Annotated in this window: 22 protein-coding genes; 3 read left to right on the top strand and 19 right to left on the bottom strand. The window is 37.4% G+C overall.

Annotation, left to right across the window (positions count from 1 at the left end):
• Positions 1-18: 18 nt before the first annotated feature.
• Together ABZ559_RS05955 and ABZ559_RS05950 are read right to left on the bottom strand one after the other, a co-directional pair.
• A complete protein-coding gene (locus ABZ559_RS05955; protein WP_273404892.1) occupies positions 19-519 on the bottom strand; it encodes an HD domain-containing protein in 501 nt (166 codons plus the stop codon).
• Positions 520-557: 38 nt separating this feature from the next.
• Complete coding sequence (locus tag ABZ559_RS05950) at positions 558-1,298, bottom strand: RNA methyltransferase (RefSeq protein ID WP_026217212.1); 741 nt, start codon at positions 1,296-1,298, stop codon at positions 558-560.
• Positions 1,299-1,329: 31 nt separating this feature from the next.
• On the opposite strand from ABZ559_RS05950, the gene ABZ559_RS05945 reads away from it, so the two are divergent.
• Both ABZ559_RS05945 and yidC read left to right on the top strand, forming a co-directional pair.
• A complete protein-coding gene (locus tag ABZ559_RS05945) occupies positions 1,330-1,608 on the top strand; it encodes an acylphosphatase (protein WP_018376481.1) in 279 nt (92 codons plus the stop codon).
• A gap of 83 nt (positions 1,609-1,691) precedes the next feature.
• Complete coding sequence (gene yidC / locus ABZ559_RS05940) at positions 1,692-2,633, top strand: membrane protein insertase YidC (RefSeq protein WP_367007527.1); 942 nt, start codon at positions 1,692-1,694, stop codon at positions 2,631-2,633.
• Between the two features lie 431 nt (positions 2,634-3,064).
• Here yidC and greA read toward each other — a convergent pair whose 3' ends face one another.
• The 11 genes from greA to ABZ559_RS05885 all read right to left on the bottom strand — a co-directional run bounded on the left by greA (position 3,065) and on the right by ABZ559_RS05885 (position 13,537).
• Positions 3,065-3,547, bottom strand: coding sequence for a transcription elongation factor GreA (gene greA, locus ABZ559_RS05935; RefSeq protein ID WP_018376483.1), 483 nt, complete (start codon positions 3,545-3,547; stop codon positions 3,065-3,067).
• Between the two features lie 95 nt (positions 3,548-3,642).
• A complete protein-coding gene (mltG, locus tag ABZ559_RS05930) occupies positions 3,643-5,304 on the bottom strand; it encodes an endolytic transglycosylase MltG (protein WP_367007526.1) in 1,662 nt (553 codons plus the stop codon).
• Positions 5,305-5,411: 107 nt separating this feature from the next.
• Complete coding sequence (locus ABZ559_RS05925; protein WP_317336240.1) at positions 5,412-5,906, bottom strand: N-acetyltransferase; 495 nt, start codon at positions 5,904-5,906, stop codon at positions 5,412-5,414.
• A 52-nt stretch (positions 5,907-5,958) separates the two neighbouring features.
• A complete protein-coding gene (gene murC / locus ABZ559_RS05920; protein WP_321057124.1) occupies positions 5,959-7,290 on the bottom strand; it encodes a UDP-N-acetylmuramate--L-alanine ligase in 1,332 nt (443 codons plus the stop codon).
• A 44-nt stretch (positions 7,291-7,334) separates the two neighbouring features.
• Complete coding sequence (locus tag ABZ559_RS05915; RefSeq protein WP_367007525.1) at positions 7,335-7,934, bottom strand: hypothetical protein; 600 nt, start codon at positions 7,932-7,934, stop codon at positions 7,335-7,337.
• Positions 7,935-8,365: 431 nt separating this feature from the next.
• Positions 8,366-8,914, bottom strand: coding sequence for a hypothetical protein (locus ABZ559_RS05910; protein WP_367007524.1), 549 nt, complete (start codon positions 8,912-8,914; stop codon positions 8,366-8,368).
• An 89-nt stretch (positions 8,915-9,003) separates the two neighbouring features.
• Positions 9,004-9,525, bottom strand: coding sequence for a transcription repressor NadR (locus ABZ559_RS05905; protein WP_367007523.1), 522 nt, complete (start codon positions 9,523-9,525; stop codon positions 9,004-9,006).
• 508 nt (positions 9,526-10,033) lie between these two features.
• Positions 10,034-10,726: a phosphoglycerate mutase gene (locus ABZ559_RS05900; protein ID WP_018376490.1), complete on the bottom strand. Its 693-nt coding sequence runs from the start codon at positions 10,724-10,726 to the stop codon at positions 10,034-10,036.
• 104 nt (positions 10,727-10,830) lie between these two features.
• A complete protein-coding gene (locus tag ABZ559_RS05895; protein WP_367007522.1) occupies positions 10,831-11,151 on the bottom strand; it encodes a multidrug efflux SMR transporter in 321 nt (106 codons plus the stop codon).
• A gap of 188 nt (positions 11,152-11,339) precedes the next feature.
• Complete coding sequence (locus ABZ559_RS05890) at positions 11,340-13,232, bottom strand: heavy metal translocating P-type ATPase (RefSeq protein ID WP_367007521.1); 1,893 nt, start codon at positions 13,230-13,232, stop codon at positions 11,340-11,342.
• A 2-nt stretch (positions 13,233-13,234) separates the two neighbouring features.
• The gene (locus tag ABZ559_RS05885) at positions 13,235-13,537 is read right to left on the bottom strand and encodes a metalloregulator ArsR/SmtB family transcription factor (RefSeq protein WP_003089281.1); all 303 of its coding nucleotides are present in this window, start codon (positions 13,535-13,537) and stop codon (positions 13,235-13,237) included.
• Positions 13,538-13,749: 212 nt separating this feature from the next.
• Here ABZ559_RS05885 and ABZ559_RS05880 point away from each other — a divergent pair, with 212 nt between their 5' ends.
• Positions 13,750-14,685, top strand: a complete 936-nt coding sequence (locus ABZ559_RS05880) for a dihydroorotate oxidase (RefSeq protein WP_367007520.1) — start codon at positions 13,750-13,752, stop codon at positions 14,683-14,685.
• 118 nt (positions 14,686-14,803) lie between these two features.
• On the opposite strand, the gene ABZ559_RS05875 is transcribed toward ABZ559_RS05880, so the two are convergent.
• From ABZ559_RS05875 to glnA, 6 genes are all read right to left on the bottom strand, one after another.
• Positions 14,804-14,977 (bottom strand): hypothetical protein, encoded by a 174-nt coding sequence (locus tag ABZ559_RS05875; RefSeq protein WP_367007519.1) that lies wholly within the window; start codon positions 14,975-14,977, stop codon positions 14,804-14,806.
• A 162-nt stretch (positions 14,978-15,139) separates the two neighbouring features.
• Positions 15,140-15,415, bottom strand: coding sequence for an HU family DNA-binding protein (locus tag ABZ559_RS05870; RefSeq protein ID WP_018376496.1), 276 nt, complete (start codon positions 15,413-15,415; stop codon positions 15,140-15,142).
• Positions 15,416-15,507: 92 nt separating this feature from the next.
• Positions 15,508-16,110, bottom strand: a complete 603-nt coding sequence (locus tag ABZ559_RS05865) for a DUF2140 family protein (RefSeq protein WP_367007518.1) — start codon at positions 16,108-16,110, stop codon at positions 15,508-15,510.
• A complete protein-coding gene (locus tag ABZ559_RS05860) occupies positions 16,079-16,924 on the bottom strand; it encodes an SGNH/GDSL hydrolase family protein (protein WP_367007517.1) in 846 nt (281 codons plus the stop codon). Before ABZ559_RS05860 ends, ABZ559_RS05865 begins: the two co-directional genes overlap by 32 nt.
• Positions 16,917-17,753 carry a DegV family protein gene (locus tag ABZ559_RS05855; protein ID WP_273414551.1) on the bottom strand — a complete coding sequence of 279 codons (837 nt, stop codon included), beginning with the start codon at positions 17,751-17,753 and terminating at the stop codon, positions 16,917-16,919. The genes ABZ559_RS05860 and ABZ559_RS05855 overlap by 8 nt, the downstream gene beginning before the upstream one ends.
• An 839-nt stretch (positions 17,754-18,592) precedes the next feature.
• A complete protein-coding gene (glnA, locus tag ABZ559_RS05850) occupies positions 18,593-19,936 on the bottom strand; it encodes a type I glutamate--ammonia ligase (protein WP_018376500.1) in 1,344 nt (447 codons plus the stop codon).
• Between the last annotated feature and the right edge of the window lie 19 nt (positions 19,937-19,955).

Below are 19,955 nucleotides of genomic sequence, written 5' to 3'. Positions count from 1 at the left end.
ACTCCCTTGTATACGTAATTAGTGATCACTGTGTAGAATCTTACGGCTGAAGCGTCTTGGCTTCGAAAAAATTTTCCGTAAAGGTCTAGCAGCCTCTCTGACCGCCCAATACTTGTCGACCATCGTAACAATATAACCTTCCTTGTAACGCGGCGGTGCTATGGTAGCTCCCCACATGTGTTTGAGGATGATGTCTTCTTCTTTTTTATTTAAATCAATCAGTTTTCTTGCGTTACGCACAGCAATTCTAGGATGAACCCAAGCATGTCCCTTATTAAATTTGGTCACTCGCCAGTCATAGTAGAAAAAGTCATGCAAAAGACCACCACGAGCTGTTGACTTAGAATCCCACCCTAGTTTTCTAGCAATCCGAAAACTGGTGTAGGCGACATTTATAGAGTGCTCCATTCGCGTAGAATGTTGGTGCTGTATAATTCCATCCAAACGTTGAAAGCGTGGGTGGTCAATTAAATGCCCCACATATTTCATAAATTCTTGATCTTGTTCATATTTTTTCATACAAGTCACCTCTTATACTACCATTATAACATAGTAACTTAAATTAAGCTGAAAAGAACAATACCCGTAGCAACAGCAACATTTAAACTCTCTGCCTTCCCTGGCATAGTGATGTGTAGCAAATCATCAGCAAGCTCAGCCATCTCCTTAGAGATCCCTTGTCCTTCATTTCCCATAACAAGAGCAAAGTGGGAGGGATTTTGAATCACTCTAAAATCCACAGACTGCTGAGAAAGAGTCGTCGCCATGACAGGCACACCTACTATCTGTAATTGTTGGCAAGCTCTGATAACATCCGTCCGCCAAATAGGCAAGTGAAAATGACTACCTTGCATAGAGCGTAAGGTTTTTTGATTGTAAATATCTGCAGACTTGTTTGAAATAATGACGCCATCAAGACCAGCCGCATCAGCCGTCCTAATCATAGTACCAAGATTTCCGGGATCTTGAATATCCTCAAGGACCAAATAACGCCCCGCTTGTAACTCTTCTAATTCACGATGTGGCATAGTAACTTCGGCAACGATTCCCTGAGGTGTTGGAGAATCTGTCAACTCTTTGAGGACATCATTGGTCACAAGAGTTACATTAGTGACATTTGGAAGTCGCTCCGCCATTTCCTCAAGAACAAAAATATGAAGAAAAGTCTCACCAGAATTTTGAGCCTCTTCGAATAAATGCCACCCCTCAATAAGATACGATTCTTGTCGATACTTTTTTTGTAAAAGTTTTTTTGTTTTTTTGATGAGATTGTTTGATTTTGAGGTTATAATAGTCATAGGAATATTATAACATAATGGAGGGATTTGCGTGAAAAAAGTACATTTAATTGTCTCTGGACGTGTTCAAGGCGTTGGTTTTCGTTATTCAACCTATGCGTTAGCACTTGAACTAGGCGATATTTATGGACGTGTCTGGAATAATGATGATGGTACTGTAGAAATTTTAGCGCAGTCAAATGATGCTGCTAAGATGGCCAAATTCATTCAAGAAATCCGCAAAGGGCCATCAAAATGGGCAAAGGTGACCTATGTCGATGTCAAGATGGGATCTTTTGACGATTATAGTGATTTTCGTATGGCTAATTAAAATCAGTCTCTAGAACTATTGTATATTTTGCTAAAAAACAGTAAAATAGTAAGGTATTATTAAATTTAAAGGAATATTTACCATTGAAAAAGAAACTTAATCGTGTCCTGCTTTCAGGACTAAGCTTGTCAATGCTCTTATTCTTAGCAGGTTGTGTTCAGACAACCAAAAAGAATGGGCAAATCGTACCAACTGGTGATGGTTGGGTTTATAACCTCCTCGTCAAACCTATGGGAGCTGTTATCCAGTATTTTGCTAACGATCTCGGACTTGGTTTTGGTATCGCAGTTATCTTAGTAACTATTATTGTTCGTTTTCTCATTTTGCCGCTGGGCTTGTACCAATCTTGGAAAGCCAGCTACCAATCTGAAAAGATGGCCTACTTAAAACCAATCTTTGAACCTATCAACGAGCGCATGCGCAACGCCTCTACACAAGAAGAAAAATTAGCTGCCCAAACCGAACTAATGGCCGCTCAAAAAGAAAATGGTGTAAGTCCATTTGGTGGTATTGGATGTTTACCACTTATCATCCAAATGCCCTTCTTCACTGCTATGTATTATGCTGCCCGCTTTACAGATGGCGTTTCCGAAAGTACATTTTTAGGGATGAATCTTGGTGAGCGCAGTCTCGCTTTAACAGCTATCATTGCAGTTCTCTATTTTGGTCAATCATGGTTGTCTATGTACGGTGTTCCTGAAGAACAAAAAGCACAAATGAAGTCAATGATGTATGTAACTCCATTAATGATGATTTTTATGTCTATCAATCTTCCAGCAGGAGTCGGTCTTTATTGGTTGGTCGGAGGCTTCTTCTCAATTTTCCAACAATTGATTACCATGTATGTCATTAAACCGCGTCTTCGTAAAAAAATTGCTGCTGAATTTGAAAAAAATCCACCCAAAGCTTACAAATCTACCAAAGCTCGCAAAGATGTAACACAAACAAATAACCAACAAACTCAATCGGTGATTTCTACCAAATCAAACAAACGCCGCAACGCAGGCAAACAACGTAAACGTTAATATATTATAAAAAGACGACACTCCATTTGCTAGGTAAACATTCTAGCAAACGGAGTGTCTTTTTGATTACCGTCTTTAACTAAGATCCTCATCTCCGGCACCTACCCTACTATATTTTCAAGAAATACTTGCTAATACTGACTAAAAATAGCTATCTGATAGTAATTGAATATATTAAAAATGGATAATTACACGATTGATGAAATCTTTTGTTATGTTAAAAAGGTATAACTCGTGAATAAATAGGAGATTGCTATTTTTGATTTCGGTTGAATACAGGTTCTAAATTTTGTTTTAGACCCTATGGTGCATCAAAAAGACCCCAATAATTTTGCAATGGACAGTTTTACTCATTACGAAATTATGGGACCTGCATCATCATTTTGAAATCATACTCCAAAAATAGTGAAAGCTGACTTCATTGATAGTTTTTACGCTGTTTTTTCAACGCTTAGGATTTTCACATCATAGCTACCTGCGGGGGATTCAATTGTAGCAATATCTCCTGTTTTCTTTCCGATAAGAGCCTGAGCGATTGGACTTTCATTGGAAATCTTTCCTGAGAAAATATCTGCTCCTGCTGCACCAACGATATGATATGTGTCTTTATCACTTGTACCAATTTCTTGAACAAGAACTGTCTTTCCAATCGCAACTTCATCTTTTGCAACAGCATCGCTATCAATAATCTCTGCATAGCGAATTTTTGTTTCCAAAATTTGAATTTGTCCTTCAACAAAGGCTTGTTCATCTTTTGCAGCCTCATACTCAGAGTTTTCTGAAAGATCTCCATATGAACGAGCAATTTTAATACGCTCAACAACTTCTGGACGACGAACAAGTTTATAATCTTCAAGTTCCTTTTCAAGTTGTGCTTTTTCAGCAAGTGTCATTACATAAGTTTTTTCTGCCATTTTTATTCTCTTTCCTAAATATATTTAAGTTGAAGTATTGACTCCACTATAAACGTAAGCATGATGCCTAGGCTGACACCATGCTTACATACAATTTACTGATTTAATTGACTATTGATATATTTCTCAACATTGGCTTGATGTTCTTCAAACGTTTCGGAGTAGTAAACTGCTCCAGTTTTAACATCTGCCACAAAGTAAAGATAGTCAGTTGAAGCTGGGTTAATAGTCGCTTCAATAGCTGATAGACTAGGACTATCAACTGGACCAGGCATTAAGCCAGTATTAGTATAAATATTATACGGCGAATCAATCGTTGTGTCAATAGCTGCATCTTCTGCTAAGCTGGTCTTTTCTCCAAGTTTACCCATTGCATACAGGATTGCAATGTTACTTTGCAATGGCATATTAGCATTGAGACGATTATAGAAAACACTAGCAATATTTCGACGATCCTCATCAGTTGAACCTTCTTTTTCAACGAGAGATGCTAATGTAAGCACTTCATTAACAGTCATGCCTTTACTTGCAATTGTATCATAGTAAGATGATAAATAGGAATCTGTCGTTGAAATCATTTGTTCGACTAAATCCTCAAGTGTGGTATCTTCATAATAATTGTATGTTGCTGGGAAAAGATATCCTTCTAAACGATATGTTACCTGATCAGTATTTGGAAGACTTGCAAATAGATTTGGATACTTGGCTACCATCTTAGCAATAAATGTCTCATCCTGAATTAGTTTCAGAAAATCATCCTTTGAAAATGGTGTTGAAGTCTTCTCGCTTTTTTGTGCAATAGTGTTAACCGTCACCGCATCCGCAATTTGATTAATTGCATAACCTTCAGGAATTAGAATTTTTCCAAGAGCTGGTCGCTCTGGTTCAACAGTTCCACCTTTTTGCAACAATTTACTAATCTCATCTAAATCCATACTCGCTTTAAGATTATAATAACCACTACCAAAATTCGTATAGTTTTTAAACTTGGTGTAGAAATTAAAGATATTTGCATCCTTAATAACTCCAGCTTTCTCAAGGATTTGTCCAATATACTTATTTCCAGAACCTTCAGGAATTTCTACTGTTATATATTTGGACGATGATTTGTCCAATGGACCAACTGCACCGGTCACATATCGATAGGTGAAGAAACCTCCAACCAAGATTAAAATCACAGCTATGGAAATGATTGCTGAAGCAATGCGCTTTGCAAGACTATCTGTTCTTTGACGTTTTCGTCTTATTTTAGATGGTCTTACTGGCTCTTCTGGAATAGTAGATTGTTCTACAGGGACACTTTTAGTTGTCACTGATTGCACAAGCTCCTTCTCATTATCAGGCTGATATCTTGGCTCATCTTTGACTTGCCCTACTTGTTCGTCTAAAACAGTCTCAGTAGGCTCAACTATTTTACTGTGAGGCAATGTAAAAGCCTGTTCTAGACTTTCTAATGCTTCATCAACTTTTTGACGTTCTGAAGTCAAATGCAATTGATTTTCTTCGAGAGCTCTCTGAGCTTCTTCTGCCAATCTAATCTTTTCTGCAATCAAATCAGCATCTTTGTTTTGCTGAGTAACTTTCTCTTGCTGTTCCAAGGATTTTTGAGCAATTTCTTTAGCCTCTTGCTCTTTTCGGAACATCTCTTCCTCTCGGAGCTGACGCAAGCGATTAGCTTCTTTAATCTCTTCTAGTATCTGCTCCTTGAAACTTTTTGCTTCTTGGCTAGTATCTTTGTCTTTTTCAAAATCGGTCAAAGCTAGTCCTCCTAGTTTTAATCAATCGCCATTATAACCTAAAAATAGCATAAAATCAACAAAATCAATATTTTGTTATCATTTCGTAACAAACAGAAAGCGTTTTACTATTTTTTCAATGGATTTTCCCAAACCATATTATACCATTTAGTACCACCGTGTGTTGACAATGACTCACCTTCATCAACAAATCCATTCATTTCATAGTAACCAATCAAATAGTCATGGCAAGTCAGGTTAATCCCTAAACGATTTTGAGAAACAGCTAGATCTTTTAAGGCTGCTAATAAAGATGTCCCAATTCCTTGACCTTTAAAATCCTCAGAAACGGATAGACTCGTAACAGCGATGAAGCCACCTTCTGCTACATTAGGGACCACGTGATGAAAAAGCTCATCTGTCAAGTAGCGATGTGTCACAACTGGTCCTTCGATGTATCCTGCGACTTTTCCGTTGATTTCTGCAATTAAAAATGTATCGCTAATGACCTTCAACCGCTCTGCCATTGCCTCAGGAGTAGCTGCTTCAGCTGGTGAAAAATTTGCCTGTTCTATACGTACCACATCTTCCAAATCTTCCATATTTGCGTGTCTGATAATCATAAATTTCCTCTCAAAATGCGCAAAGAAGGAGCCTTCATCAGCCCCTTGCATATTATTGGGTATTCTTTGTTAAATTTGACAATAATTCCTCAAAGGAACGTTCATATAGTTGGATGTCTCCTGCACCCATGAAGACATAGACAGCATTATCATGGTCAAGGAGAGGAGATACATTTTCAACTGTCACAACTTTAGCTGGTTTAACAATTTTTGCAGCCAAATCTTCAACTTTGACATCCCCATGATCTACCTCACGTGCGGAACCATAAATTTGAGCCAGATAAACGGCATCAGCTTGATTTAAAGCATCAGCAAATTCATCCAAAAGGGCAATGGTACGTGTAAAGGTATGCGGTTGAAAAATGGCAACAATTTCTTTTGATGGATATTTTTGACGGGCAGCATCCAAAGTCGCAATAATTTCTGTCGGATGATGTGCAAAGTCATCAATAATGACAGTTCCGTTGATGATTTTTTCTGTAAAACGACGCTTAACTCCCGAGAATGTTTTTAAGTGTTCAGCCACTAGCGTCATATCAACCCCTGCAATATACAAATTTGCAACAACTGCTGTCGCGTTTAAAACGTTATGACGACCGTAAGTTGGCACATGGAAACTTCCTAACTCCTCATTTTTGTGTTTAACCTTGAAGTCTGAGCCATTGATTGTTCGAGTGATATCATAAGCCATGAAATCATCATCTTCATTAAAACCATAATAATAAATCGGGGCATTGGCCGTTATTTTACGGAGAAAAGTATCTTCGCCATAAAGGAAGAGACCTTTTTTGACTTGTTTAGCATAGTCATTGAAGGCATCGAAAACATCATTAACACTAGTGAAATAATCTGGGTGGTCAAAGTCAATATTAGTGATAATAGAGTATTCTGGATGATAAGGCATAAAATGACGCTCGTACTCATCCGACTCAAAAACAAAGTATTGACTATTTGCCAAACCTCGTCCAGTACCATCACCAATCAAATATGACGTTTCAGTGATATTTTTCAAGACATGAGATAAAAGGCCAGTGGTTGATGTTTTACCATGAGCTCCAGCAACGCCAAGACTGGTAAATTGATTCATAAATTCACCAAGAAATTCATGATATCGTTTAAATTTAAAACCATTTTGAATGGCATAAGCAATTTCAACGTTATTATCTTCGCGAAAGGCATTTCCAGCAATCAATTCGACATCAGCTGTAATATTGTCTTCTGAAAACGGGAGTATAGGAATCCCCGCTTGTTCCAGACCGCGTTGAGTAAAATAGTACTTTGGTACATCAGAGCCTTGTACTTTATGCCCCATTTGATGAAGCATAAGAGCGAGGGCACTCATCCCTGACCCTTTAATTCCGATAAAATGATAAGTTTTAGACATGTTTTCTCCTTAAATATAGGTTGCAAAGATAGCGACAATAACTATCACTTGACATCCTCAAAGCGTGACAAATTCAGCTCTTGAGCAAAAAGTGCTTCTTTGTGAGACTGATTTTCTTTTTTGTTGTAAATTTGACTGCGTTTTAAAAAATCATAGTTATTTTTTTTGCTTGATTTTCTCGAAGCATTTACAGGCTCCTGATAAACTATTGGCAATTCCGCTAAAATATAATCTTCTTGCCGCAGTTTGTCTGCCAAACAGTTCAAATTACTTACAGGTAGCTGTTTTTTCTTAGGTAAGCTAGACTGTAAGTCTTTCTGGAAAGTCGGCTTCGATGGCTTTTTTATGTCCTTGACTAGATAAGTTTGTCGCTTTTCTTGCACATCACGTCTAGCTTTTTCACGAGCCAACTCTGCGTAAGACTTTCCTTCATTGATTGTTTTTTCACGTTCAAAAGATTCTTTTCCTCTAGAGACCCGTTGGTTAACAAATTCATAATCGTACGTTACATCGCTATAATCTTTTTCCTGATAGAGGCCCTGAATATTTGTGATGAGATCTTCATTCTCATAAATTTTCATTGCTTTTGGTGTCTCAATAATGGGCTCACTATCTGCCACCGAAGGAAACCTATATGTAGTCATTTTTTGACCTCACATCCTTTCTGTCACTATAGCATTCCCATTATAAACTAAAATAGGCTTTTTTTCAAATTCTAAATATGAATATTCGTCTCGTAGAAACATTATATCCACCACTTAATTTCTATGCTATTTTGTTTAATATAGTCTTTTAGTACTAGGCAACGAGCTGCATGTTGCTAGAACAGCCTCTAGGCTGTTCTAGGTTGGAAATAAGACATGCGAAGCAAGTCACTTTCGTAAAGTACGGCAAGGCGAGTTCAAATACTCCAGTGGAGTGTTTGAAGTTGGAAATAAGGAAACGGAGTTTCCTCTTACGTTGAAGTAATAAAAGATAAACTAATTGACTATATTAGGCATTAAAGATTTACCATACTAGAATATCTTGAAAATTTCACTCAAAAAGAGGTCTAAAAATAGACCTCTGTACAGCTCTAATTTGAACTGACTGAAAAGTCAATCCCAACTTTTTGAGAAAGAATTTTCCAAAGATAATAAGCAATATAAAAATCAACAATTCCGTGAACCATCGAACCAAAACCGATGAGCCCAACTAAAGACCAAATGTAAGCTATACCACTATTTGAAGTCACCGTCAGAACATAAACAACTACAAACTCAGCAAGACCATGCAAAAGATTGACAATCAAAGCAAACATAAAGGTTGGTAAAGTTTTTAAAATTTGCTCTGGATATTTCTTTAGCCAATAAGCAGCTACTGAGGCAAAAATTAAATGTGACAGCGCTCTCAAAACAATAACAATAGGGAAACCTGCTAGCAAAAATCCCAAACTCGTTCCTAGAGCGACCAAAGCAGCTACAGTTGGTGAAATAAAGATAGCTAAAAACAAAGGGACATGACTTGCTAACGTGAATGAAGCTGGGCCAATAATGATTTTAACCGGCATAATCATAGGAATTAAAATCCCAAAAGCAACTAAAATTGCAGTAAAAGCTAATTGTTTCGTATGGTTCTTTTTCATTTTCAAACTCCTTGGATCAGAGATTTATCATCTCATCAATGTTTGAAAACTATTATAAAACAACATTTGTCACATGTCAAGACACCATTCTATCCTTCTTCTAACAAAAAACCCTCTTGTGATAAACTCATCTTGATGTCATCAAATATTTCCTTATTTTGACAAGAAATGGTGTGAACATGAATCCCTTGTGTAAGGGTAGAAAGAAGACTAGCATGTAAAGTTTCAATTTTACCCATGAAATTGACAATATCCTCTTCCGTCTTGATATTCAAAGGAGCTGTCAACATACCATAGACTGGATGTTCAACCTCAACATCTACAACAATCCCCCCTTTTGAGATGATAGTATCTAACTCCTGCTGTGTTGTTGATAAATCATGCTTACAGGCTATCTTTCCAATAAATTGACTAGAATAAAGAGACTGCGTTAGAACATAACCTCGCGGTGTAGAGATAATATCACTTCCATTAGCACGAAGCAAAGCGACATCCCCAACAATAACTTGACGACTCACCCCTAAGTCTTTAGCCAAGCGGCTGGCAGAAATTGGATCAGTAACCTGACTTAGACTATCCAAAATTTTTTGACGACGCTCATTCGCTTTCACTCTTAATACCTCCGCGCATTCATATGTATATCCATCATACCATAAAATAAATAATTTATCATTGACTGATAATGAATAATCACGCCATATACAGAAAAAATGTATATAATCATTTTCTAACTACGCGCCTTTTTTCAAAATATTTTTACATAGTTTACAATACGAAAAAGATGGTTCTTCATTTTCAAGGATATTATGTCACATTTTCTATCGAAAAGCAGACCTCACCTCCGAAAGTATGTCTTCTGAAAACAAAACTACCTTCATGAATTTGATGTGATAAATGACCAAAACTTAAATTGTGAATTCTACATGTTATACCTTCACAACTATTTTTACCAAACAGTAGTCTTAAAAAATCAAAATCGGACCTTGCTGACTTTTTGTATTGTTGTATTGAATTTTGCTATTTGCATCAAAATCAACGAGGTGACTTTGATTTTAAAAATCATAGACTCAATCTAAGTGAAACTAAAAACCAAATCCGAAGATTTGGTTTTAACTAAACTTATTTGCCAAGATAGTATTCAGCAGTAACGTTCAAATGTTCATCAAATTCAAATACCAATGGTGGGAAGTTTGGAATTTCAACGTCCATAATTTCATCATCTGAGAGACCTTTGATATGTTTAACAAGAGCACGGATTGAGTTACCATGTGCTCCAACAAAAACGTTTTTACCATCAACAAGTGCTGGACCGATTTTGTCTTCCCAGAATGGAAGGGCACGTTCCAAAGTGACCTTCAAGTTTTCAGCATCAGGGATAACTGATTGGTCAAGGTGAGCATAGCGACGATCAGTATGTGCTGAATATTCATCGTCTTTTGCCATAGCTGGTGGCAATACATCGTATGAACGACGCCAAATGTGAACTTGTTCATCACCAAATTGTTCTGCCGCTTCAGCTTTATTTTTACCTGTCAAACCTCCATAGTGACGTTCGTTCAAGCGCCATGATTTTTCAACTGGCACCCAAAGTTGGTCAGCTGCTTCAAGAGCAAGGTTAGTTGTTTTAATCGCACGTTTCAAAACTGATGTAAAGGCAAGGTCAAATTCGATACCCGCTTCTTTAATCAATTTACCAGCATCAATAGCTTGTTGTGTTCCTTTTTCTGAAAGATCTACGTCAGCCCAACCAGTGAAAAGGTTAGCTTTGTTCCATTCTGACTCACCGTGGCGAGCGAAAACCAATTTTACCATTAGTTATGTCTCCTTTTTATTTAGGCTTTACGCCATTTACTCTTTCCATTTTACAAAAAAAATAAGAAAAAATCTAGTCAAATCCATAATTTTCTCCAAAAGGCTCAATGGCTACTTGTCACTTTTAAACCAATAATTCCAATTAATAACAGAACCAAAAATAGGTAAGATAAAGGTGATAAACAATCTCCCCAAAAAACAACTCCAACAATTACAGTCCCAATGGCTCCAATCCCAGTCCAAATAGGATAGGCTAAACTCATAGGTAAATCTTTCAAAGCTCTAGAAAGAAGGTAAAAGCTCAAAATCATGCCAAATACTGTTATGATATTATAGCCGACTCTACTAAAACTATCACTTAATTTCATGGTTGTCGCCCAGACAACTTCCAGTAATCCTGCCAAAATTAAATAAAACCACATCATATTTCTTTCCTCCTTAAAAAATAAAAGGATAACAAGACTATTTCTTTATCCCAAAAGAGATATCCCTACGAAATAGTCTCATTATCCTTATCCACACTCCGGGGAAGGTGGGGAATGATTATTATTTTAACAACAATGATTATAGGACATTCAGACATGCTAGTCAACCCAGCTCTTGAGGAGATTTTTTAACTCTCACGATTGAATTTCAAAGTTCTCAATGCATTAATCACAACTAGAACGGTCACCCCGACATCTGCAAAAATAGCCATCCACATATTAGCCACTCCTCCTGCTGCTAAAAGTAAAACTAAAATTTTCACAATAATTGAAAAGATTGCATTTTCATGAGCAATTCTGATGGTTTTTCTGGCTATCATAATTGCTTGTGCTATTTTGCTTAATTGATCATTCATAACAACAACGTCTGCTGCCTCTATCGCAGCGTCACTACCAAGTCCACCCATGGCAATACCAACGTCTGCTCTGGCCAAAACAGGAGCATCATTGATCCCATCGCCTACAAAGCCCACTGTTTTCTTTGCTTTTCTTTGTTCAAGGCGTTGTTCTAACTCTAAAACTTTATCAGCCGGTAATAAGTTCGCCTTGTAGTCAGTTAATTTCAATTCATCAGCTACAACTTTGGCAACTGTTTCATGATCTCCCGTCAGCATAACCAATTGTCTTATTCCTAACTTGCGTAACTCTCCTAGCGCTTTTTTTGTATCAGGCTTGATACGATCAGAAATAACAATATGTCCTGCATAGACACCATCAATGGCCACATGAACAATCGTTCCAATTTGATGACACTCTTTCCATTTTACACCGAGGTCATCCATGTATTTTGTGTTTCCGACAGCAACCGTCTGCTTGTTCACTCTCGCGCTAATCCCTTGACCTGCAGTTTCAACAACCTCGGAAATCAAGCAATCGTCCTCTTCTTTTTGATAAACAGCTCGCAACGATTGGGCAATCGGATGGCTAGAAAAACGTTCTACGTGACTAGCTAAGTGTAAGAGTCTTTCTTCCTTAATTTTCTCAGGGTGCAGGGCGGTAACTGTAAAAACACCCTCCGTCAATGTTCCTGTTTTGTCAAAAACAAGTGTGTCAAGCTTTGCTAGATTTTCTAAATAATGAGATCCCTTAACCAAAACACCTGCTTTTGAACTAGCTCCGAGACCACCAAAGAAACTCATCGGAATTGAAATGACAAGTGCACAGGGACATGAAATGACAAGAAATGTTAATCCTCTGCCTAGCCAATCTGGAAAAGTGCTGATAAAGTTATTTGAAAAAATTGGCGGCAAAAAGGCAATGAGTACTGCTAAAATCACCACAGTGGGCGTATAAACTGATGCAAAACGAGTCACTAACGCTTCATTTGTAGACTTATTCGCCGCAGAGTTCTCCATTAAATCTAGAATTTTGGATAAGGTTGATTCCTCTAAAGTTCGCATTACTTTGACTCGAATAAGCCCAGTCATATTGACAGTGCCCGATAGCACCTCGTCACCTACCCCAACCGTACGTGGCAAGCTTTCTCCTGTCAAAGCTGCTGTGTCAATTTGCGATTTTCCTTCAACAATGATACCGTCTACAGCTACCTTTTCACCAGATTTAATTAGAATAATCTGATCTTTTTGAAGTTCTTGTGGCGATACAGTAACTAGACCTCCATCACTTTCCAACTGAACAGTATCAGGTCGTAAACTTAGCAGCTCTGAAATAGATTTTTCACTGCTCCCTTCTGCAATATGCTCAAAAAGTTCACCGACTTGATAGAAAATCATGACAAAAACAGCCTCTGCAAACTCTGGCTTACCTGTCATAAAACTCAATGCAAAAGCACCAAGTGTAGCCAAAGACATAAGAAAATGTTCACTAAAAACCTTGCCTTTACTCATTTTCTTAACCGCTTTAACCAGTACATCATGACCAACTAATAAATATGGTAGTAAATAGAGCAGGGCTTGCAAAGTCAATGATAAATCAGCTATCTTACTAAAAACATAAACTAAAAGTAGAAGCAAGGTTGCCGAAATAATGCCAATAAGTCGGTTTTTATCCTTATTTGCCATGTCTAATCCTCCTGATAATGTTCAACTACCGAGGTCAAAATACGGTTGATATGCTCATCCGCTAATGAATAAACCTGATTTTTTCCTTCACGACGAGATGAAACGATATTAAGATGCTTTAGTAAGGTAAGTTGATGGGAAATTGCTGATGGAGTCATTTCTAAAACTTCAGCAAGTTCGCTCGATCGAAGTTCTCCTTGACTCAAACACCACAAAATTTGACTTCTGGTATCATTTCCCAGAGCCTTAAAAAAATTTGAAACAGCATTTAATAAATCCACTTCTAATAGTCTCTTGTTCTCCATTTGCTATTCTCCCATAAAACAATATATTTAAACGATTGAATATTTGTTCAATTGTTCTTCGTTTGTATTATACATCAATATAAAATAATTTACAACTTTTATATCATTTAACGGATTATATTAGGAGGACAATGTCATTGTTCGGGGAAATACTTGCTTTCGGCTTTTTTTAATAGTAAAATAGAGTAAATTATTAAAAATAGGGGAATATTATGCCATCTACTGCAACAACTATCGGAAATTTTGCTTTTGACAATTGCCTCATGAACGCTGCCGGTGTTTACTGCATGACTCGTCAGGAACTTGCTGAAATCGAGGCTTCTGCTGCCGGTTCCTTTGTGACCAAAACTGGAACCTTAGAAGAACGCCAAGGAAACCCCGAACCACGATATTCTGACACAGCACTTGGATCAATTAATTCTATGGGGCTGCCAAACCTTGGTTTTCAGTATTATTTGGACTATGTGATTGAATTGCAGGACCAACCTCAAAGTAAAAATCATTTTCTTTCCTTAGTTGGACTTTCTCCTGAAGAAACACACATCATACTTAAAGCTGTACAAGCCTCTGAATATCAAGGATTGGTCGAGCTCAACCTCTCTTGCCCAAATGTTCCAGGTAAACCTCAAATTGCTTACGATTTTGAAACAACGGAAAGTATTCTATCGGAAGTTTTTAGCTATTTCACTAAGCCTCTTGGTGTTAAATTGCCGCCTTATTTTGATATTGTGCATTTTGATCAGGCAGCCGCTGTTTTCAATAAATACCCTCTCGTTTTTGTCAACTGCATTAACTCCATCGGCAATGGATTAGTCATTGAGGATGAAACTGTTGTTATCAAACCTAAAAATGGTTTTGGTGGTATCGGTGGTGATTACGTCAAACCTACAGCTCTGGCTAATGTTCACGCATTTTACCAACGTCTCAATCCGTCTATTCAAATCATTGGTACGGGCGGTATCAAATCAGGCCGAGATGCATTTGAACACATCCTTTGCGGTGCTAGCATGGTGCAAATCGGAACTGCTCTTCACCAAGAAGGTCCTTCTATTTTTGAACGCATTACCAATGAGCTAAAAGCCATTATGATTGAAAAAGGCTACCAAAGCTTAGAAGATTTCCGTGGAAAATTACACTATATGAACTAAAAGTTGCTATCCCTTACTCAAAATAAAAACACTTTTGACAAGTTATCCTTAACCAGCGGCATTACGCTGATAAAGGGTGTCTTCATCAAAAGTGTTTTTGTTTTATTGATAAATTTTATTAAAAGTCGTTATCATCTTCGTCATCCAGAAAAGATTTCCCTGCTTCTTCATCGAATGCTTTTTTCTCAGCAGCCGTCATCTCTTGAGGGGCTAACTTACGACTCACAAAAATAATGGCTATAATTTTGATTAGTGAAAAAATCGCTAAGATAATAACGATTATTTTTAGCATAATAAATAATTCCTCACCTTCTTAATCTCCTTATTATTATAGCTTTTTAAAAGAATAAGGGCAAGGTAGCCTCCTCACTTAAATAGAAAATATTTTACAATTTATCCAAAAAAATAGACCTACCAGTCAATATAAACGTCGACTGATAGGCCTCAGTGTTAATTATTTTACAGCGTCTTTAAGAGCTTTACCAGCTTTAAATGCTGGAACTTTAGACGCCGCAATTTCGATTTCAGCACCAGTTTGTGGGTTACGACCTTTACGAGCAGCACGTTCACGAACTTCAAAGTTACCAAAACCGATCAATTGTACTTTATCGCCTTCAGCAAGGAAACCTTCAATTGCTGCAAATACAGCATCAACAGCTGCTGCTGAGTCTTTCTTAGTCAATTCAGTTGCTTCTGCAACCTTTGCAATCAAATCTTGTTTGTTAGCCATTTAACAAATCCTCCAATATTTTTTAAGCATTACGCTTTAACATGTATTATCATACCGAAAAAGTCGTTGTAGGTCAAGTATTTAACGCCTTTTTACTCGCTTTTCTTATAGATATCAAAGCTAATATCATCATTGACAAGATTTATCGTTTGTGCTTTCAGATAAATCCCTTCTTCATTATCTAAATTTTGAACATTTATAGTAATAGTTGACTGGTTAGGTTGAATTTTGACAAATTTCGGCAAATCATAACTAGATTTAATATACTTAAGAACCTGCTCCTCTGGTAAAGGGAGGGTACCAACAGAAAAAGACGTTACCTTTAATTGTACTGCACCATTTTCCAGACGGCTAGGTTGAAAATAAACATAGAGTGGGACTTCGTAACCAAGTAGGGTGTAGGTGCCTTCAAAAAGAATCTGACTTGAAGTCGCATATAATTTATAAGTCATTCCTTTCTTTTGGTAATCTTCTAGATAGGAAACCACGGTCTTATTTAATTGCTCTTTGGTTGTGCTAAAGGTCCCAATCTTAATTCCCCCTTTTGTCTTAGTAGCAATATTTTCCGCCTCAGGTTCTCGAATCTGAATGATTCGACTCGCCACAACACCGACAAATGCTAGATTGATTGCCAAAATCAACAAACATAGCCATTTCCAAATATTAATTTTCTTCCCAATTATCCTTTGTTTCACTGATTTCCTCCATCACTGCATTTGCCATAATCTGATATCCAATGTTATTAGGGTGAAAGTGATCTCCCGAAAACAGGGCATCGTTCAGTACCGTCGTTTGTTCTCCAGAAGTTTGGACAATCCCTTCTTCACCATCAATCCCCTTATAAAGCAGATCATTTATAGGAACAAAATACACATTGTTATATTCTTTAGTGACTGCTTGAGTTGAGTTATTCCAGTTGTCAATAATCTCCTGCATTTCTGTCATCTCTGGAAAATTAAGATAAAAAGGGTTGTAAATTCCTAAAACGTAAATAGGCAAATCGGGATTATCCTTACGGACTAAAGTAATAATCTGTCGCAGGCGCCCCTGATATTGAGTTGCAGGTTTGGTAAATGTTGAAACCTTTAACGTTGTCAAATGCTTTCGAATAACAGCCATAACATCATTTCCGCCGACAGTTAAGGTCATCAAATCCGCCTTTTTCAGATCTTTCTGAATATCCTCTTGGGTTTTCATTCGTTTGAGAATTTGATTACTTGTATTGCCGGAGACGCCATAATTACTGTAACTTACATCATAATTATAGCTTTCGATTAAACTTTGAGTAAGTAAGGGAATAAAACCACCCTGCCCTGTTGTATCACCGACACCTTCTGTCAATGAATCGCCGATAGCCACATAATTTAATTTAGTTGCCTTATTAGCTAGGAAATCTTTTTTAGTTAATTTAGAATCTGATTTTGGAATAATAACATTTAATAGTAAAACTGACAGCAAAAGGCTTGTTACAAAAAAGACAAGCCCTGATAAAATACTCTTTTTACTCATAACGAACCATTACCGCAAAAGCATCTTCACCAGTATGAGTTTGAATGATTGAGCCTGTTTCAAGAACAGCAATCGGTGCACCTAGCACAGCCAATTTTTCCTTAAAACTATTAGCCATATCAATCGTACCACAGTAAGAAATACCGATTTCAGCCACTTTCTTGCCCTTAGCATGTTCGATAAAAGTATCTAGCCACTTGTTGAAAGTTTTCGCTCCACGTCCCTTCATCACAGGATTTAGAACATGATCTTTCAACTCCATAACGACACGAATATTAAGAAGTGTACTCAATAGTCCTGTAACACGACCGATACGTCCACCTTTAACCAAATTTTCAAGGGTAGAAACACCAATAAACAATTCAGATTTTTCACGAACTTCTTCAATGCGTGCCAAAACTTCTTCCAGACTTCCTCCTTCTTGAGCCAATTTTGCAGCCTGAACGACTTGAAATTTCTGACATTGATCTGTAAAAGTAGAGTCAACAATCGTCACTGGAGCACCCGCAATCACAGCGCCTTGTCGCGCAGCTTCTACTGTTCCAGATAAAGTATGCGTGATGTGAATAGACACAATATGTTCGGCACCTTCTTTTACCAAATTTTCATAAACCTCAGCAAACACACCTACAGGAGGTTGACTCGTTTTGGGCAACCCCTTGCTGTTGCGCATCATGTTGAGGAATTTGCCTTCCTCTTTCAAATCATTATCCGAATAAAGAACCCCATCAATCATTACTGTTAAAGGAACAACAGTGATGTTATACTTTTCAACCAATTCAGGTTCAATTGTCAATGAGGAATCTGTTACAATTTTTATCTTACTCATGTCTTTTCCTATTTTCATTCATTTTGTAATTCATCGCGAAATAACAGACTTGAACAAAACAGCTGATAGGGTGATTATTCAGTTTACTTTTAGTACTGAATACAGCAAAGAGAAATAATAAAAGCAAACTAAACAACTATACTAGCTCATAATGACAGTCTGGTATCACTACACTATATGTTATTATACCAAATTTTTGAGAACTAGGTGATAAATTCGTCAAAAATTGATAAAAGTAACGTAAGCTTTACGGTGAACATTTGATTACTATTTTTTAAAATGTCATTCTTCTACTTTTAGTCGGCCTTCATCAATATGGTATTATAGTCTTTTAGTTTGCTTTTAGTACAAGGCAACGAGCTGCAGGTTGCTAGAACAGCCTCTAGGCTGTTCTACGTTGGAAATAAGACATGCGAAGCAAGTCACTTTCGTAAAGTACGGCAAAGTGAGTTCAAACAATCCAGTGGATTGTTTGAAGTTGGAAATAAGGAAACGGAGTTTCCTCCTACGTCGAAGTAATAAAAGATAAACTAATTGACTATATTTAAGAGCAAAGTGGTATATGACATTATTTTCTACAATTTATACTCTTCGAAAATCAAAATTATCCGTTGTCAACTTGCCTTGATGAACTCAAGTTCTATCGTCGGCTTCGTTTCCTAGGCTACTTTTGATTTTCATTGAGTATTAGCGCCTAGTATGATTTCATTTTTCATTTACTATGAGGGCGTCAAAAAAGGTCTGAAACACAAGAATAGTCCCAGACCTAAACCATAATATAATAGCGTATTTTTGAAATTACCTTCAAAATGAACTAATGCTCAAGCGCACTTCTTCTCTTAGTATAGATTAAGGTAGTTTTCAACTTCCCATTGTGAGACGAAAGTCGCATAACTTGCCCACTCAATTCGTTTAGCTTCAATAAAGTTTGTTGTAATATGACTACCAAGCGCAGCTTTAACAACCTCATCTTCTTCAAGGGCTTTTAGGGCATTATGCAATGTTGACGGAAGATCAATAATACCTGAGGCCTTACGCTCTGCAGGAGACATCATGTAGATGTTTGTTTCCACAGGTGCTGGAGCTTCTATTTTATTTTCAATGCCATCAAGTCCAGATTCAAGTAATACAGCCAAGGCAAGATAAGGATTAGCTGTAGGGTCAACAGAGCGGAGTTCCAAACGTGTTCCCATTCCACGAGAGGCAGGTACACGAATAAGTGGTGATCGGTTGCTGCCTGCCCAAGCAATATAGACAGGTGCTTCATAACCAGGAACAAGACGTTTATATGAATTGACCGTTGGATTCATAATTGCTGTGTAACTGTAAGCATGTTTCATCAACCCACCAAGGAAATAGTAGGCATTTTCAGAAAGTTGCATACCTCGTGGATCTTTTGGATCATAGAAAGCATTTCCTTCTTCGGTGAATAGTGACATATTACAATGCATACCTGAACCCGCGATTCCAAATTTAGGTTTCGCCATGAAAGTTGCGTGAAGACCATGTTTACGCGCAATTGTTTTTACAACAAGTTTGAAAATTTGGATGTTATCACATGCTTTCAAAGCATCTGCATATTTGAAATCAATTTCATGTTGACCTACTGCAACTTCATGATGGCTAGCTTCAACTTCAAAGCCCATTTGTGTCAAAACATTGACAATCTCACGACGAGTATTATCTGCAAGGTCAGTTGGTGCAAGGTCAAAATAACCACCGTGATCATTTACTTCGAGAGTTGGATTCCCCAATTCATCCATCTTGAACAAGAAAAATTCTGGTTCAGGACCAAGATTGAAAGATTTAAAACCAGATTCTTCCATGTGGCGCAAAGCTTTTTTCAAGTTACCACGCGGATCACCTGCAAATGGCTCTCCAGTAGAGGTATAAATATCACAAATCAAACCAGCAACAGCCCCATTTTCGTCTCCCCAAGGAAAAACTGTCCAAGTGTCCAAATCTGGATACAAGTACATGTCAGACTCGTTGATACGAACAAACCCTTCAATAGATGAGCCATCAAACATTGCCTTGTTCGACAAAACTTTTTCAACTTGTTCATCGGTTGCAGGGATTTCAACGTTTTTCATCACACCTAAAATATCTGTGAACATTAAGCGGAGGAAAGTCACATTTTTTTCTTTAACTTCACGACGGATGTCAGCAGCTGTAATAGCCATTGGAATTAGGTCTCCTTTT

Source organism: Streptococcus sp. ZY19097, from assembly GCF_040731245.1.
In the GTDB taxonomy this organism is placed as follows: domain Bacteria; phylum Bacillota; class Bacilli; order Lactobacillales; family Streptococcaceae; genus Streptococcus; species Streptococcus orisratti.
This window is presented reverse-complemented; position numbering and strand designations above follow the sequence as displayed.